The organism is Streptomyces sp. NBC_00210, from assembly GCF_045160975.1.
Taxonomy (GTDB): Bacteria; Actinomycetota; Actinomycetes; order Streptomycetales; family Streptomycetaceae; genus Streptomyces.
On the sequence record NZ_CP108120.1, the window covers coordinates 4,011,768 to 4,026,606 of the forward strand.

A 14,839-nucleotide genomic window follows, 5' to 3' on the forward strand; every position below is an offset into this window, starting at 1 on the left:
TTGTGCCGCGGTATTTCGGCGCTGCGTGTTGCGGTACCGCGGTTCGGCAGTTCTGCGGGTCTGCGAGTCTGCGGGTTTCGTGTCAAGGGCCTGGCCTCGTCGGGGTCAGGCCCTTGGCCCGTGCCCGGGAGGCCGCATCAAGCGCTTCCATAACCTCTCTGGCCTGAGGAGGACCACAGCATGGCGACCGGCGCACCGACCGGACAAGAGCCGCTGACGCCGCTGCCGGGCGTGGAGCTGCTCTGGTCCGGCCGGGTCCGCGACCATGCCGAGGACGCCGCTGCCCACCGGCACCTCCTTGATGCCGGGGAGACCGCGCGCCTGCTCGCCTTCCACCGGGACGCGGACCGGGACGCCTTCGCCGTCGCGCATGTGGCGTTGCGCAGGCTGCTCGGCGAGCGGCTCGGACTGGCACCGGAGGCGGTGACTCTGACGCGCGAACCGTGCGCCAACTGCGGAGGCCCGCACGGACGGCCCGTCGTCCCCGGCAACCCCGTGCACTTCTCGCTCTCGCACACGGCCGGCCTGGTGCTGATCGCCCTGGCCGGGGCGCAGGTCGGCGTCGATGTCGAAGGCGTACCCGACCCCGGCACCACCATGGAGGTCGCGGCCCAGCTGCACCCGCGGGAGCGTACGGAACTGGCCGCGCTGCCCACTGCGGACCGCCCCGCCGCGTTCGCCCGTTGCTGGACCCGCAAGGAGGCTCTCCTGAAGGCGACCGGCGCCGGACTGAACGAGGAGCTGTCCCTCACCTACGTAGGAACCGGCCCACAACCTGCCGTGAACCCCGACTGGTTGCTGTCCGACCTGCCCACCGACCCCGGCCATGCGGCAGCCGTGGCCGTACACCGCCTCCAGCCGATGCCGCGGTCACACAGTCAGGGCCTTCCTGGAGAGTGAGCCTATGGAGTTCGTCGTTTTCATGACCCTCCCAGGGTTGGTGATCCTGCTCGTCGGCATAGCCTTCGGCGACCAACTGCTGCGCGCGACAGGTCGGGGCCGGCGGCGCGGCCAGGTTTCCGCGACCGGGTTCGAGCAGCTGCATGCGACCTTCTCGCCCGGCAAGCAGAGCGAGCTCAAGGAGCGGCAGAGCGCGCTGCTGATGAAGGACGACGAGGAGGACGGAGCTCCGCCGCATCGGTCCACGGTCGATCTGGACGGTGGCCGTGCGGTGGTACGGCTGCCGCGCGGGCCGAAGGCTCCGTAATGCTTGCCCACGGGACAGCAACTACGGCGAGCAGGTACAGCGCCGGCGCCGACTCAACGCCCACGGTCTAGTAGCGCTCGACCAGGTGCTCGCGGCCCGGCGGGGGTTCGTACGCCTCGGGCCAGAAGTCCGTGACGGTCGTGATCCGGCCCTCCTCGTCGCCGGTGAAAAAGGTGACCGCGTACACCTCCTCAAGGCCGACCGTGACATGGATCCAGGTGACGACCTGCTCGGAGTCGGCCACGATCCGCTGGATACGCAGATGCCAGTCGCCGGGGTACTCCCGGTTGAACTGGACGTAACTGTCCTTGCCTCGTATGCGCTCGCGGGTCTGCGGCAGGTCGTAGAGCACGTCCTCGGCGAGCGTGGACGCGAAAGTGGACCAGTCGCGGGCCTCCGCCGCCGACCAGAAGCTCTCAACTGTCTTGCGCAGTTCGGTCATACGGCGAGTGTGCACCCCACCACTGACAATCAGGCCCGGGATGCCTTCAGCGAGTACATCAGCGGAATCCGAGGGCGGTCGGCCGCAAAGAGGAAGCCGCCGGGCGCGACGAGCGACGCGGCGGTCTCGGCCCAGCGGGTGGTGTCCGGCAGCCAGTTCAGCGCGCCGGTGCCGGTGTAGACGATGTCGTACGAGGAGTCGGGGACGGCTTCGGCGGCGTCGTGGACGTCGGCCGCGACGAACGCGGCGCGGTCCGGGCCGATGCCGATGCCGAGGTCCGCGGCGAGGCCGCGGGCCGTCTCGACGGCCGGCTCCGAGAAGTCCAGGCCGACGACGTGCGCGGCCCCGCGGCGGGACCAGCTCAGCGTGTCGAGGCCGATGTGGCACTGGAGGTGGAGCAGCGTACGCGCGGTGACATCGCCGACCTCGGCGACCTCGAAGTCGCGCAGGACGTCCTTGCCCGAGCGGAAGGAGTCGAGGTCGTAGTAGTCGCTCGCCGCATGGATCGGCACGCGTTCGTCCCAGCGTGAGCGGTTGGCCTCGCGCCAGTCCGAGGGGTCGGAGAGTACATGCCAACGAAGTTATCCACAGGCTGCGGACGACGCGAACGGATTGTCGGGGGTCCAGCGCAGAATGGGGTCATGACTGAGATCACTGACTCCACGCCGGAGCCGACCCGCACGTCTGAGCTGCCTGGCACGCCGGATCCGCCCGGCAGGCCGCAGCCGGCCGGCGTTTCGGAGCCGTCCGGCATGCCGGACTGGGAGAAGCGCTTCCGCGCGCCGCGCGTCTCCCTGCCCGACTGGGCGGAGGACGCGCCGGACCGCTCGCTCTTCGTGTCGAACGCCACGGGGACATACGAGCTGTACGCATGGGACAGGGCGACGGGCGAGCAGCGGCAGGCGACGGACCGGCCGAACGGCACGACGGACGGCGTGCTTTCGCCCGACGGCTCGGCGATCTGGTGGTTCTCGGACACCGACGGGGACGAGTTCGGGGTGTGGATGCGGCAGCCCTTCCGGGGCGGAGCCGACGAGCCCGCCGCACCGGGGCTCGAGCCTTCGTACCCGGCGGGGCTGGCCATCGGCCGGGACGGCACCTCGGTGATCGGCCGGTCGACCGACGAGGACGGCACGACGATCCATGTCGTACGTGCGGGCGCGGAGCCGGTCGTGATCTACCGGCACCGGGAGTCGGCCGGGGTCGGCGATCTCTCGCACGACGGGACGCTGGTCGCCATCGAGCACACCGAGCACGGGGACGCGATGCACTCGGCGCTGCGGGTGGTGCGTCTCGGGGGCACCTCCCGCGCCGAAGGCTCCGGCGGAGCCACCACGGTGGCCGAGCTGGACGACACGAAGGGGGGCACCAAGGAACTGGGTCTTGAAGTCCTCGGCTTCGCGCCCCTGGACGGGGACACCCGGCTGCTCATCGGGCATCAGCGGCGCGGCCGCTGGGAGCCGATGATCTGGGACGTCGCCTCGGGCGAAGAGACCGATCTCGCGATAGACCTGCCGGGCGACGTGAACGCCGAGTGGTACCCGGACGGCTCCGGGCTGCTGGTCGCGCACAGCTTCGAGGCGCGCGGCGAGCTGTGGCGGTACGACCTGGCGACGCGCGAGCTGGTGCGGATCGACACACCGACCGGTTCGGTCTCGGGCGCGACCGCCCGGCCGGACGGAGAGGTGGAGTATCTGTGGTCGTCGGCCGCGCTGCCGCCGCAGGTGCGCTCGACCGCGGGTGGCGTTGTGCTCGACCCTCCGGGGATGAAGGCGCCGGGTTCCGTGCCGGTGGAGGACGCCTGGGTGGAGGGGCCGGGAGGCCGTATCCATGCGCTGGTCCAGAGGCCGGCCGGCGCGACGGGTCCGCTGCCGACCGTCTTCGAGATCCACGGCGGCCCCACCTGGCACGACAGTGACGCCTTCGCGGCGGGCCCGGCGGCCTGGATCGACCAAGGGTATGCGGTGGTGCGGGTCAACTACCGCGGCTCGACGGGGTACGGACGGGAGTGGACGGACGCCCTCAAGCACCGGGTCGGGCTGATCGAGCTCGAGGACATCGCGGCGGTCCGCGAGTGGGCGGTGGCGTCCGGGCTCGCGGACCCGGCGAAGCTGATACTGGCGGGCGGCTCCTGGGGCGGCTATCTGACACTGCTCGGTCTCGGCACCCAGCCCGAGGCGTGGGCTCTGGGGCTTGCGGCGGTGCCGGTCGCGGACTATGTCACGGCGTACCACGACGAGATGGAAGCTCTGAAGGCGATGGACCGCACGCTGCTCGGCGGCACCCCGGAGGAGGTCCCGGAGCGGTTCGAGGCCTCGTCGCCGCTGACCTATGTGGACGCGGTGCGGGCGCCGGTCTACATCTCGGCGGGCGTCAACGACCCGCGCTGCCCGATCCGCCAGGTCGAGAACTATGTGGACAGGCTGGCGGCCCGGAGCGCGGTGCACGAGGTGTACCGGTACGACGCGGGCCACGGGTCGCTTGTCGTGGAGGAGCGGATCAAGCAGGTGCGGCTGGAGATCGCCTTCGCAGCCGAGCACCTGGGACAGGGGCCGCACCTGGGTTAACCGGAGGGGTGGGCCCAGAGCCCGCGGGCACGTTCCGTACCGTGGAGGGGTGTACCGGTTCCTGCTGACGCCCCGCTGGTGGGGGATCAATATCTTCGTCGTGCTGGCGATCCCCTTCTGCGTCTTCATGGGCTCCTGGCAGCTCGGCAAGTTCGAGGACCGCGTCCACAGGCACCAGGAGGCCGAGCGGAAGCCGGCTCCCGGTGAGCAGAAGGCCGCGCCCGTGGACGAGTTGCTGCCGGTCGACAAGGAGACGTCGGGGCGGCAGGCGACGGCCACCGGGCAGTACGGGAAGCAGTTCCTGGTGCCGGACCGGGAGCTGGACGGCAAGAACGGCTCGTATGTGCTGGCGCTGCTGAAGACCGACGGCGGCCGGACGCTGCCCGTGGTCCGCGGCTGGCTGCCGAAGGGGAGCCAGGTCCCCGCGGCGCCCACCGGCCGGGTCACCGTGGCCGGTGCGCTGCAGGCCTCCGAGACGCCCGGCACGGACGGGGTCCGTGCGTCCGGCGGGCTGCCGAGCGGCCAGCTGGGGATGATCAGCGCGGCCTCGCTGGTGAACCTCGTACCGGACGAGGTGTACGACGCGTGGGTCACGCTGACGGCAGCGGACAGCGGGCTGAAGGCGGTGCCCGCGGCGGCGCCGGAGGGCAGTGGTCTTGACCTCAAGGCGTTCCAGAACCTCGGCTACACCGGGGAGTGGTTCGTCTTCGCGGGCTTCGTGCTGTTCATGTGGTTCCGCTTGCTGCGCCGCGACGCGGAGGCGGCACGGGACAGCGCGCTGGGCCTGGCCCCGGAGCCGGACCCGAACACGTCGCCGGACCCGGTGTAGCCCGAGCCGGACCCGGGGCCGACGCAGGCCTAACCCGAGCCCGACCCGGCGCCCGGCGCCCGGCGCCCGGCGCCCGGCGCCCGGCGCCCGGCGCCCGGCGCCCGGCGCCCGGCGCCCGGCGCCCGGCGCAAGCGTAACCCGAGCCCGACCCGGGGCCCGGCGTTTGAGGCGCGAGGTCTGGGGCGCAGCCCCAGTCACTGGACGGCCGCTGCTACTGCGCGCTCAGCACGCCCGTGCGGTAGATCGTGCCCGCGCACGCATTCGGGATTGTCGCTTCCGCGGTCGGGGCGCCCGGCTGCGCAATGTGGTTCACGGTGACGCTGCCGTCCGCCGTGCCGCCGCCGTCCTCGGTGACGAGCTGAGGCTGGGTGTTCTCCGCCGTGCCCGTGCCGGCGCTCGTACCCGATGAGCCGCCCTGCGAGGGCGTCGGGTCGGGCGAGGCGCCGGTGGTCGGGCAGCTGTCCTTCGGCACCCAGGCGAACTTCACCTCATACGCCGCGTCCGGCTTCAGCAGCAGCGCGCTCGACTCCTGAGAGGGGTCGGGCAGCCCGGTCGCCGCGTCGCCCGCCGTGTGGTCGACCACGCTGATCTTGGCGGGGTCGGCCGCGCCCATCGCCTGGAAGCCGACCGTGCCGTCGCCGCTGAGTGCACAGCCGGCCTTGGAGATATTGGCGATGCGGAAGGTGCCGTACACCTTGCCGTCGGCGTCCGCCTTGGCCGCCTGCACCGAGGCGACGCCGAGCTGGTCGGCGGCGCAGGCCGGTGAACTCGCGGCCACTGTGCCCGGGGGATTGACCACCCCGCCCGCCGTGCCGACCGGGTTGCCGGCGGACTTCTCCGGCGCCTGCGACGCACCGCCCTGGTCCTGAGCGGTGCCCTGGCCGCCTCCCCAGGGACTGTTCGTTCCCTCGCCTCCGCCGTCGGCACTCGCCTCGGACCCGGTGCCGCCCTGCGCCTGTTCGCCGTGTCCGGCGTTGACGGGGTTGGCACTGTCGCTGCCGCTGGAGTTGGCGACGTGGACGAAGGCGGGGACGGCGGTGCCGATCAGCAGCACCGCGGCCGCCGCACCGACAATCGCCTGCCTTTTGCGGGCGCGCCGCGCAGGGACCGCCCTTCGCAGATGGTCGAGGGCGCCTTCGGAGGGCGCAAGGTCCTGCACGGCCCCCTGCAGCAGTCGGCGCAGGGCGTCTTCGTCCCCGCCGAGGCCTCCGAGGCCGCCCAGCTCATTTTCCGGCCCGTTGTTCACAATTCCGTTCCCAGTCCGGTCGTCAAACGGCCCGTCCGGCCCGTACCGCTCAAACCTGTGCCTGTGCCCGCTCATGTCGTGGCCTCCATGGCGACGCGAAGCGCCGCGATGCCCCGAGAGCCGTAGGCCTTCACCGAGCCCAGGGATATGCCCAGCGTCTCGGCGACCTGAGCCTCCGTCATATCGGCGAAGTACCTCAGCACCAGCACCTCGCGCTGGCGGCGCTGGAGTCCGCGCATCGCCTTGATCAGCGCGTCCCGCTCCAGTTGGTCGTACGCCCCCTCCTCGGCGCTCGCCATGTCCGGCATCGGCTTCGAGAGCAGCTTCAGTCCGAGAATGCGGCGGCGCAGCGCGGACCGGGACAGATTGACCACGGTCTGACGCAGATAGGCGAGGGTCTTCTCCGGGTCCCGCACCCGGTTCCGCGCCGAGTGGACGCGGATGAACGCCTCCTGGACGACGTCCTCGCAGGAGGCCGTGTCATCGAGAAGGAGGGCGGCGAGACCGAGCAGCGACCGGTAGTGGGCGCGGTAGGTCTCGGTGAGGTGATCGACGGTGGTGCCCGCAGTCATGGTTTCCTCAGCGCCCTCGCGCTGGGACGGGATGCGGGTGGTGCGGGGCGCGGGCATAGGGGCGATCACCGGCATGCCGCCGGACGGGCGGGGTCTGCGGAGCGGGCGCACTGCAGCGCCACGGACCGGGACCACCCTGGTGATGTCGAGAACCTCTGCCACGCCTGTTGGACACGCTTCCCCCCGTCAGGGTTGTACGCGTACGCCACCGTTTTTGACGGTGCTCCAAATGCCCTCATGCGTACCCGCTCTTCCCCAATGCCCCAGTTTCGCGGCACCGTGAAGGGGCAACCGCAAAGACGCTCTCCGCCCAACTACCGGTTGCAGAAAGGGGAGAAGCGAATCGTCGAACATCCTTGCACCCTGGTTCAAGCGGTACAGACCTTCGACTTGCTCACAAGGCTTTCACAGATCCTACAAAGTACTGCGCCGCCCCCGCGCCGCATTGATTGCAGGATTGCTCGCGGGACGGGTCGTGGGGCGCGTCGCGGGACCGATTTCGGCGGCCACCGCCTCCGCGATCTGCGCGGAGTTCAGCGCTGCCCCCTTGCGGAGATTGTCGCCGCAGACGAACAGATCCAGCGCACAGGGGTCGTCCGGCGCCCGCCGCAGCCGCCCCACCCATGTCGGATCCGTCCCCACCACATCCGCGGGCGTGGGAAAGTCGCCCACCGCCGGATTGTCGTACAGCACCACGCCGGGCGAGGTCGCCAGGATCTCGTGCGCCCGCTCCACCGTGACCTCGCTCTCGAAGCGCGCATGCACCGCGAGCGAGTGCGTGGTGATCACCGGTACGCGTACGAACGTCGCCGCCACCCGCAGCCCCGGCAGATCCAGGATCTTGCGCGTCTCGGCCCGCAGCCCCAGTTCCTCGGACGACCAGCCGCCGTCCTGCAACGTCCCTGACCACGGCACCACATTGAGCGCCAGCGGGGCATGGAAGGGCCCGAGATCGTCGCCCACGGCGCGGCGTACGTCGCCGGGCTTCTCGCCCAGTTCCGTACCGGCCACCAGCGACAGCTGCGCGCGCAGCGCGGCAACCGCGTCCCGGCCCGCGCCGCTGACGGCCTGGTAGGCGGAGACGACCAGTTCACGCAGCCCGAACTCGGCGTGCAGCGCCCCGACCGCCGGAATCATCGCCAGCGTCGTGTCGTGCGGACTCGCGACGATGCCGCGCGGGCGGACCCGTACGGCATGCGGATTGACCTCCGGGACGACCAGCGGCACATCCGGGTCCATCCGGAAAGCGGCAGAATTGTCCACCACCACAGCGCTCTTGGCCGCCGCGATCGGCGCCCACTGCGCCGAAACCTCGTCCGGTACGAGGAAGAGCGCGACGTCGACACCCGTCAGGGCCTCTTCGCTCAGCGCGACGACTTCACACTCCTCGCCGCGCACGGCCAGCTTGCGGCCGGCCGAGCGCGGTGAGGCGAGGAGTCGTATCTCGCCCCAGACGTCCGCGTGCTGCGAAAGGATCTGGAGCATCACCGCGCCGACGGCTCCGGTCGCTCCGACGACCGCGAGCGCCGGCTTGCGGTTCATCGTCCGGTGCCTCCGTAGACGACCGCCTCGTCGGAGTCACTGTCCAGGCCGAAGGCGGTGTGCACGGCGCGCACGGCCTCGTTGACGTCGTCGGCGCGGGTGACCACCGAGATGCGGATCTCCGAGGTGGAGATCAGCTCGATGTTCACGCCCGCGTCGGAGAGCGCCTCGAAGAAGGAGGCGGTGACGCCGGGGTTGGTCTTCATGCCCGCGCCGACGAGGGAGATCTTGCCGATCTGGTCGTCGTAGCGCAGCGACTCGAAGCCGATCGCAGCCTTCGCCTTCTCCAGGGCGTCGATGGCCTTGCGGCCGTCGGTCTTGGGGAGGGTGAAGGAGATGTCGGTCAGGGCGGTGGTGGCCGCCGAGACGTTCTGCACGACCATGTCGATGTTGATCTCGGCATTGGCGATCGTACGGAAGATGGCCGCGGCCTCGCCCGGCTTGTCCGGCACTCCGACGACCGTGACCTTGGCCTCGGAGACGTCGTGGGCGACTCCGGAGATGATGGCGTGCTCCACCTGCTGGTCCCCTTGCGGCTCGTTGCTGACCCAGGTGCCGCGCAGCCCGGAGAAGGACGAGCGGACGTGGATCGGAATGTTGTATCGGCGTGCGTACTCGACGCAGCGGTGCAGCAGCACCTTGGAGCCGGAGGCGGCGAGCTCCAGCATGTCCTCGAAGGCGATCCAGTCGATCTTCCGGGCCTTCTTCACGACCCGGGGGTCGGCGGTGAAGACGCCGTCGACGTCGGTGTAGATCTCGCAGACCTCGGCGTCCAGCGCGGCGGCGAGGGCAACCGCGGTGGTGTCGGACCCGCCGCGACCGAGGGTGGTGATGTCCTTCTTGTCCTGGGACACACCCTGGAAGCCGGCGACGATGGCGATGTTGCCCTCGTCCAGCGCGGTACGGATCCGGCCCGGCGTCACATCGATGATGCGCGCTTTGTTGTGGACCGAGTCGGTGATGACGCCTGCCTGGCTGCCGGTGAACGACTGGGCCTCGTGACCCAGGTTTTTGATCGCCATCGCCAGCAGGGCCATGGAGATCCGCTCTCCTGCGGTCAGCAGCATGTCGAATTCGCGCCCGGCAGGGATCGGGGATACCTGCTCGGCGAGATCGATCAGCTCGTCCGTCGTGTCGCCCATCGCGGATACCACGACGACCACCTGGTGGCCGTTCTTCTTGGCATCGACGATCCGCTTGGCGACGCGCTTGATGCCTTCGGCATCGGCAACGGAGGAGCCTCCGTACTTCTGCACGACAAGGCCCACGTGCGCTCCTCGCTCGGTTCTTACTGCAGTCATTACTGCGGTCGGCTCAGTCTAACGAGCGGCCGTGCTCCGCCCTTGTGATGTCACATCGTGAGATGTCCCGCTCACTCAGTGATCATGAGGGAGGACCACGGCCGCTCGGATCGACTTCTGCCCGCCGTCGGGTGAGCTACGCGAGGTGTGGGGCGGCTCACACCGCACCCGGCGTACGTGCTTGGCTCACGCGCCTCGTACGTGCTGCCTCACACGCCTCGTACGTGCTGCCTCACACGCCTCGTACGCTCTTGCCTCTCACGCCTTGTACGCGCTCGCCTCACGCGCCTCGGGTGACCGTGCGCAGACCCAGCGGGCCCGCGATCTCCTCCACCATGACCTTGCCGGCCTCCTCCGCCAGCGCCTCCTCGGCCAGGTCCTCGTCCGTGTCCAGACCGTCCAGCTCCTGAAGCGGCTGGTCGAGACGGACATGGGCGACCAGCGACTGGAGGGCGCGCAGCGTCGCGGATGCGGTCGGGCCCCAGTTGGAGAAGTACGAGAACTGCCACCACCACAGGGCCTCGGTGGTGCGGCCCGCACGGTAGTGGGCCAGGCCGTGGCGCAGATCCGTGACGATGTCCGCGAGGTTGTCGGAGACCCGGCAGGCGACCGGGGCTCTGCGCGGCTCGTACGGGTCGAAGACCTCGGAGAAGACGTCGACCGGTTCGAGCAGCACGGCGAAGCGCTCGCGCAGGTCGTCGACGTCCACGTCCGGGCCGGCGTCAGGTTCGTACCGATCGTCCGGGACGATGTCTTCGTGCGCGCCCAGACGGCCGCCCGTCAGCAGCAGCTGGGAGAGCTCCAGCAGCAGGAAGGGCACCGCACTGTCGGGCTCGTCGCCCTTCGCGACTTCCGTGGTCGCAACGATGAAGGATTCGATCGAGTCCGCGATCTGAACCGCGAAATCGTCCGGGTTCTGGCTCGTGGCGTGCAGCATGGCGTCAGACATCGAGAAGTCGTCTCCCCTCGAAGGCACGTCCCAGCGTGACCTCGTCGGCGTATTCCAAGTCTCCCCCCACGGGCAGACCGCTGGCCAGCCGCGTGACCCTCAGACCCATCGGTTTGATCATGCGGGCCAGGTACGTGGCGGTGGCCTCGCCCTCCAGGTTGGGATCCGTGGCCAGGATGAGCTCGGTGACCGTGCCGTCCGCGAGGCGGGCCAGCAGCTCACGAATCCGCAGGTCGTCGGGGCCGACGCCCTCGATGGGGCTGATGGCCCCGCCGAGCACGTGGTAGCGGCCCCGGAACTCCCGGGTCCGCTCGATCGCGACGACGTCCTTCGGCTCCTCCACCACGCAGATGACCGTCAGGTCACGTCGCGGATCACGGCAGATGTTGCACTGCTCCTGCTGTGCGACATTGCCGCACACCGCGCAGAAGCGGACCTTGTCCTTCACCTCGAGGAGTGCGTGGGCGAGGCGACGGACGTCGGTGGGCTCGGCCTGGAGGATGTGGAAGGCGATCCGCTGCGCGCTCTTGGGACCGACGCCGGGCAGCCTGCCCAGTTCGTCGATGAGGTCCTGAACCACGCCTTCGTACAACGGAACGCCTCTCCTGGAGTGCTTGGTGCTTACGGTAGTTGGTGGCCGTACGCCTTAGAAGAGCAGGCCCCGCATATCGAAGGGCAGGCCCCGCATGATCAGAAGGGCAGGCCGGGCATACCGCCCAGACCCTGGGTGAGCGGGCCGAGCTTCTCCTGCTGCAGCTGCTGCGCGTTCTCGTTCGCGGCCTGGACGGCGGCGACGACGAGGTCCGCGAGGGTCTCCGTGTCCTCGGGGTCGACGGCCTTCGGGTCGATGACGAGGGAGCGCAGCTCGCCGGAGCCGGTGACGGTGGCCTTCACCAGGCCGCCGCCCGCCTGGCCCTCGACCTCGGTCTGCGCCAGCTCTTCCTGTGCCTGCGCGAGATCCTGCTGCATCTTCTGAGCCTGCTGGAGGAGCTGCTGCATATTGGGCTGGCCACCACCGGGAATCACGGTCACTCCTGGCATTTCGACGAGGATTGTTCGGTATGCCGAGCCTACGTGGTCACCGGGCGCCGCGCCCCACCCTGCGGTGACCAACTCTTTCGAGTGAGTCGGTCAGGAGACTCCACCTGATCAAGACCCTCGTGTGGGCGGAAATACTGGGATTTCCGGCGCACAGCCCACCATTCGGCGGTAGGAAGTGCGGAGGGGCATGCGCATCAGAATGCCCGCGATGCACACCATGCAGTCCATGCCCGCACGCACCGTACGTCACGCAGTGTCACGTCCGTCGCCACGTCGTAGAGGAGTGCCCCGGTGAGCCAGCCGGAGATGCAGCCCGGGGGGCCGGCCCGGGGCGAGCGCGGCGAGGGGCCGCGCCGTGACCTGACCGGGAGGCCGTTTCCGCTCGGCGACTGGGGAGAGCCGGCGCAACGCCTCGACGAGCTGTACCGGTGGGTCGAGGCGGACGCGCTGCGTACGGCTCAGTGGTATCTGGCAAACCGGGTGCGCAAGCGGCTCGCGGCGCGGGTGCTGCGGCTCGGTACGGCTCTCGGGGCGATCGCCGGGGCGGCGCTGCCGCTGCTCGGGCTGACGGGTGCGGTGGCCGGGGCGGCGGAGTGGGGGTATCTCTCGCTGCTGCTGGCAGCGGCCTGTCTGGTGTGTGACCGGTACTTCGGCCTGACGTCGGGCTGGATAAGGAACGTCGCGACGGCGCAGGCGGTGCAGCGGCGTCTGCTGGCGCTGCAGTTCGACTGGGCGTCGGAGTGCGTACGGGAGGTGCTGGGTCCGGCGGAGGGCACGGCGAGCGAGGCGGTCGAGCGGTGCCTGGGGGTGCTGCGGCGGTTCTCGGAGGACGTCGCGGAGCTGGTGCGGCTGGAGACGGCGGACTGGATGGTGGAGCTCCGCGGGGGCGGTCAGGTGCAGTCGATGGGCGTGACTGCGGGGCCGCCCGGGGGCGGCGGAGGCGGCGGCGGGGCGCGGGAGGGCGGGGGTCCGGGGCGGATGCCGTTGCCGCCGGGGACGCGGCCGAACATGCCGAGACAGCGGCCGCCGGAATCGCCGCGCTGAGGGGGTGCCGGTTTGTGTCCCCCACCCCGCCCCTTCCCGAAACCGGGGGGGACCCCGGACCCCTGGCGGGGGAAGGGGGTCCGAGGTCGGGCCACCAGACCCCCGGGCGCCGGCTTCGCGGCGCGGAGGCGTGAAGCCAGACACCCTGCGGCAGCTTCGAGCCGCGGAAGCATGCCGCCGGGGGCGGATGCCCGGATGCGGGCACCCGCACGGGCGCGGCAGCTTCGCGCCGCGAAGGCGAGCCCGGGCCCCCGACGCGGTAGCTTCGCGCCGCCCGGCAAGTACGCACCCGCGCCCGCAGGGGCGCAGCGACCGAGCAACCCGCGCCGGCCCTCGCCGCGTCAGCGCGTGCGGCGGGACCTGAGCGCTCGCGTCAGGATCGGGGGGAGCAGGTCCCTCGCCAGGCGGCGGGTGAGGGAAGGGCGCCGGCGGGGGGCCGGAGGAGTCGCCGGCGGCGGGGTCGGGAGAGGGGGCTCCGGGGTTGGCTCGTGGCGGGAGGCAGGGGGGTGCGGGGGCGTCGTCGACTTGGTGGACTTGATGCGGATCAGCGGGGCGCCCGCGACCTCCTCCACGCCGTGCCACAGGTCCGCACGCGTCTGTAGCCACGCCAGCAGCGCTTCCCGCACCTCCGACGGGTCGCCCCACGTGCCGTACAGCTTCGTGCCCGTGATCACGATCGGCTTCAGGCCCGATGTCGCCACCGCGCCCCACACCGCCGCCGAGACGCCCGGACAGTGCTCCGCGCGGAAGTCGTCGAAGGACACGATGCCCCCGGGCTGCAGCAGCGCCTTCGCCGCCGCGATGTCGCCGTGCACGTGCTCGTACAGATGCGAGGCGTCGACATGCACGAAGCGGCAGCTCCCCGCCCGCACCCGGGAGGTGATCACCGAGGTGGGGGCCTGCACCATCGTCGGCAGCTCGTCGTGGAACGACAGATAGTTCGCCTCGAACGCGCGTCGCGTCAGCGTCGCGTACGACCGGTCCATCTCCGCGCTGTTGGAATCGTCCGGCGCCGGTGAGTCCCACAGGTCGCAGACCGTGAACTCCTCCCCCTCCCGCAGATACCGGCCGGTGAAGATCGCGCTCTTGCCCAGATACGCGCCGAGCTCGAGCAGATCCCCTCGACCGTCCGGATCCGTGTCCCGCTGATGGGACAGGAACCAGTCGAAGAGCAGTTGGTCCACGGGCCAGAACCAGCCCTTGACGTCCGCGAATCGCGTCGGCCGGGGGAGCGCCTCTTCAGCCATCTCCCCCGCCGTCGGGGTAGTCGTCTGTGACATGCACCGGTCCTACCGGGCCGAGATGTCCCGCAGCTTAAGGCTGTGCATTCAGCGCATGTGCGTCACATGTGCGTCAGCTGAAAATGATCATTGAGCCCTGGCCAAGGCTCCGCGTCGCGGCCGCGTGCAGCCCCAGCCACACATGCCGCTCCCGCGCGAACGGGCTCTCGTCGTACGGAATCGGCCCGGCCGGTTCCTCCAGCGAGGTGGGCCGGTCCGGCGGCTCCGGCGCCTCCGGCGGGTTCGCCGGGTCGATGCCGATCGACGGCGCGACGTATTCGAGCTCCCGCAGCAGCCCCTGCGTGGAGCCCAGCGGCCCGCCGCCCGCGAGGAGTTCGTCGTTGAACAGCGGTGTCGCGAAGTCCACCGGGACGTACGCACCCGCGTGGTCGTAGTGCCAGACCAGATGCGACTGCTGCGCCGTCGTCTCGAACATCTCCAGCAACTGCTCGTAGTCGCCGCCCAGTTCGTCCACAGGCGTTACTGCGAGCCCGCACAGCTGCAGCAGATACGCGCGCCGCAGGAAGTGCAGCGCGTCGTAGTCGAAGCCGGCCACCGGGGCCACATCACCCGACAGACCGGGCATATAGGCGAAGACGGGCACGGTCGGCAGTCCGGCGTCGGTCAGGGCCTTGTCGTAGGACGCGATCTCTTCGGCGAAGGGGTTGTCGGGGCTGTGGCACAGCACATCGACGAGGGGGACCAGCCACAGGTCACAGGCCAAGGGAAGGCTCGCTCTCCAACGGGATCGGGCACGCACGTGCGATGGTCGGAACAGCGTAGTGCCATGGATACGTTCGGCGAAGGGTGCCGGTCAAC

At 70.4% G+C, this 14,839-nt stretch carries 15 protein-coding genes and 1 pseudogene; 5 read left to right on the plus strand and 11 right to left on the minus strand.

Annotation, left to right across the window (positions count from 1 at the left end; translation table 11 throughout):
• Positions 1-180: 180 nt before the first annotated feature.
• Positions 181-900, plus strand: coding sequence for a 4'-phosphopantetheinyl transferase family protein (locus tag OG729_RS18160; RefSeq protein WP_405807083.1), 720 nt, complete (start codon positions 181-183; stop codon positions 898-900).
• A gap of 4 nt (positions 901-904) precedes the next feature.
• Complete coding sequence (locus tag OG729_RS18165; protein WP_405807085.1) at positions 905-1,207, plus strand: DUF6191 domain-containing protein; 303 nt, start codon at positions 905-907, stop codon at positions 1,205-1,207.
• Positions 1,208-1,274: 67 nt separating this feature from the next.
• Here OG729_RS18165 and OG729_RS18170 read toward each other — a convergent pair whose 3' ends face one another.
• Positions 1,275-1,649: a nuclear transport factor 2 family protein gene (locus OG729_RS18170; RefSeq protein WP_360880482.1), complete on the minus strand. Its 375-nt coding sequence runs from the start codon at positions 1,647-1,649 to the stop codon at positions 1,275-1,277.
• A 77-nt stretch (positions 1,650-1,726) separates the two neighbouring features.
• Positions 1,727-2,220 (minus strand): annotated as a pseudogene (locus tag OG729_RS18175) (class I SAM-dependent methyltransferase); the annotation flags it as partial.
• A gap of 70 nt (positions 2,221-2,290) precedes the next feature.
• Between OG729_RS18175 and OG729_RS18180 the strand changes: the two are divergent.
• Both OG729_RS18180 and OG729_RS18185 read left to right on the plus strand, forming a co-directional pair.
• Positions 2,291-4,216 (plus strand): prolyl oligopeptidase family serine peptidase, encoded by a 1,926-nt coding sequence (locus OG729_RS18180; RefSeq protein WP_405807087.1) that lies wholly within the window; start codon positions 2,291-2,293, stop codon positions 4,214-4,216.
• Positions 4,217-4,265: 49 nt separating this feature from the next.
• Complete coding sequence (locus tag OG729_RS18185; protein WP_405807089.1) at positions 4,266-5,045, plus strand: SURF1 family protein; 780 nt, start codon at positions 4,266-4,268, stop codon at positions 5,043-5,045.
• Positions 5,046-5,256: 211 nt separating this feature from the next.
• On the opposite strand, the gene OG729_RS18190 is transcribed toward OG729_RS18185, so the two are convergent.
• From OG729_RS18190 to OG729_RS18220, 7 genes are all read right to left on the minus strand, one after another.
• Positions 5,257-6,291: a hypothetical protein gene (locus OG729_RS18190; protein ID WP_405807090.1), complete on the minus strand. Its 1,035-nt coding sequence runs from the start codon at positions 6,289-6,291 to the stop codon at positions 5,257-5,259.
• 71 nt (positions 6,292-6,362) lie between these two features.
• Positions 6,363-6,938, minus strand: a complete 576-nt coding sequence (locus OG729_RS18195) for a SigE family RNA polymerase sigma factor (RefSeq protein WP_405811174.1) — start codon at positions 6,936-6,938, stop codon at positions 6,363-6,365.
• A gap of 339 nt (positions 6,939-7,277) precedes the next feature.
• Positions 7,278-8,405, minus strand: coding sequence for an aspartate-semialdehyde dehydrogenase (locus OG729_RS18200; RefSeq protein ID WP_360880473.1), 1,128 nt, complete (start codon positions 8,403-8,405; stop codon positions 7,278-7,280).
• The gene (locus OG729_RS18205; RefSeq protein WP_405807091.1) at positions 8,402-9,673 is read right to left on the minus strand and encodes an aspartate kinase; all 1,272 of its coding nucleotides are present in this window, start codon (positions 9,671-9,673) and stop codon (positions 8,402-8,404) included. The genes OG729_RS18200 and OG729_RS18205 overlap by 4 nt, the downstream gene beginning before the upstream one ends.
• Positions 9,674-9,986: 313 nt before the next feature.
• Positions 9,987-10,655 carry a DUF5063 domain-containing protein gene (locus OG729_RS18210; protein ID WP_360880467.1) on the minus strand — a complete coding sequence of 223 codons (669 nt, stop codon included), beginning with the start codon at positions 10,653-10,655 and terminating at the stop codon, positions 9,987-9,989.
• Positions 10,648-11,247, minus strand: coding sequence for a recombination mediator RecR (recR, locus tag OG729_RS18215; RefSeq protein ID WP_360880464.1), 600 nt, complete (start codon positions 11,245-11,247; stop codon positions 10,648-10,650). The genes OG729_RS18210 and recR overlap by 8 nt, the downstream gene beginning before the upstream one ends.
• Positions 11,248-11,345: 98 nt before the next feature.
• Positions 11,346-11,681, minus strand: a complete 336-nt coding sequence (locus tag OG729_RS18220) for a YbaB/EbfC family nucleoid-associated protein (protein WP_360880609.1) — start codon at positions 11,679-11,681, stop codon at positions 11,346-11,348.
• Positions 11,682-11,987: 306 nt separating this feature from the next.
• Between OG729_RS18220 and OG729_RS18225 the strand changes: the two genes are divergently transcribed.
• Positions 11,988-12,740, plus strand: a complete 753-nt coding sequence (locus OG729_RS18225; protein WP_405807092.1) for an SLATT domain-containing protein — start codon at positions 11,988-11,990, stop codon at positions 12,738-12,740.
• A gap of 341 nt (positions 12,741-13,081) precedes the next feature.
• On the opposite strand, the gene OG729_RS18230 is transcribed toward OG729_RS18225, so the two are convergent.
• On the minus strand, positions 13,082-14,020 hold the full coding sequence (locus OG729_RS18230) for a class I SAM-dependent methyltransferase (protein ID WP_405807093.1): 939 nt from the start codon (positions 14,018-14,020) through the stop codon (positions 13,082-13,084).
• A gap of 73 nt (positions 14,021-14,093) precedes the next feature.
• Positions 14,094-14,744: a hypothetical protein gene (locus OG729_RS18235; RefSeq protein ID WP_360880455.1), complete on the minus strand. Its 651-nt coding sequence runs from the start codon at positions 14,742-14,744 to the stop codon at positions 14,094-14,096.
• Positions 14,745-14,839 lie beyond the last annotated feature (95 nt).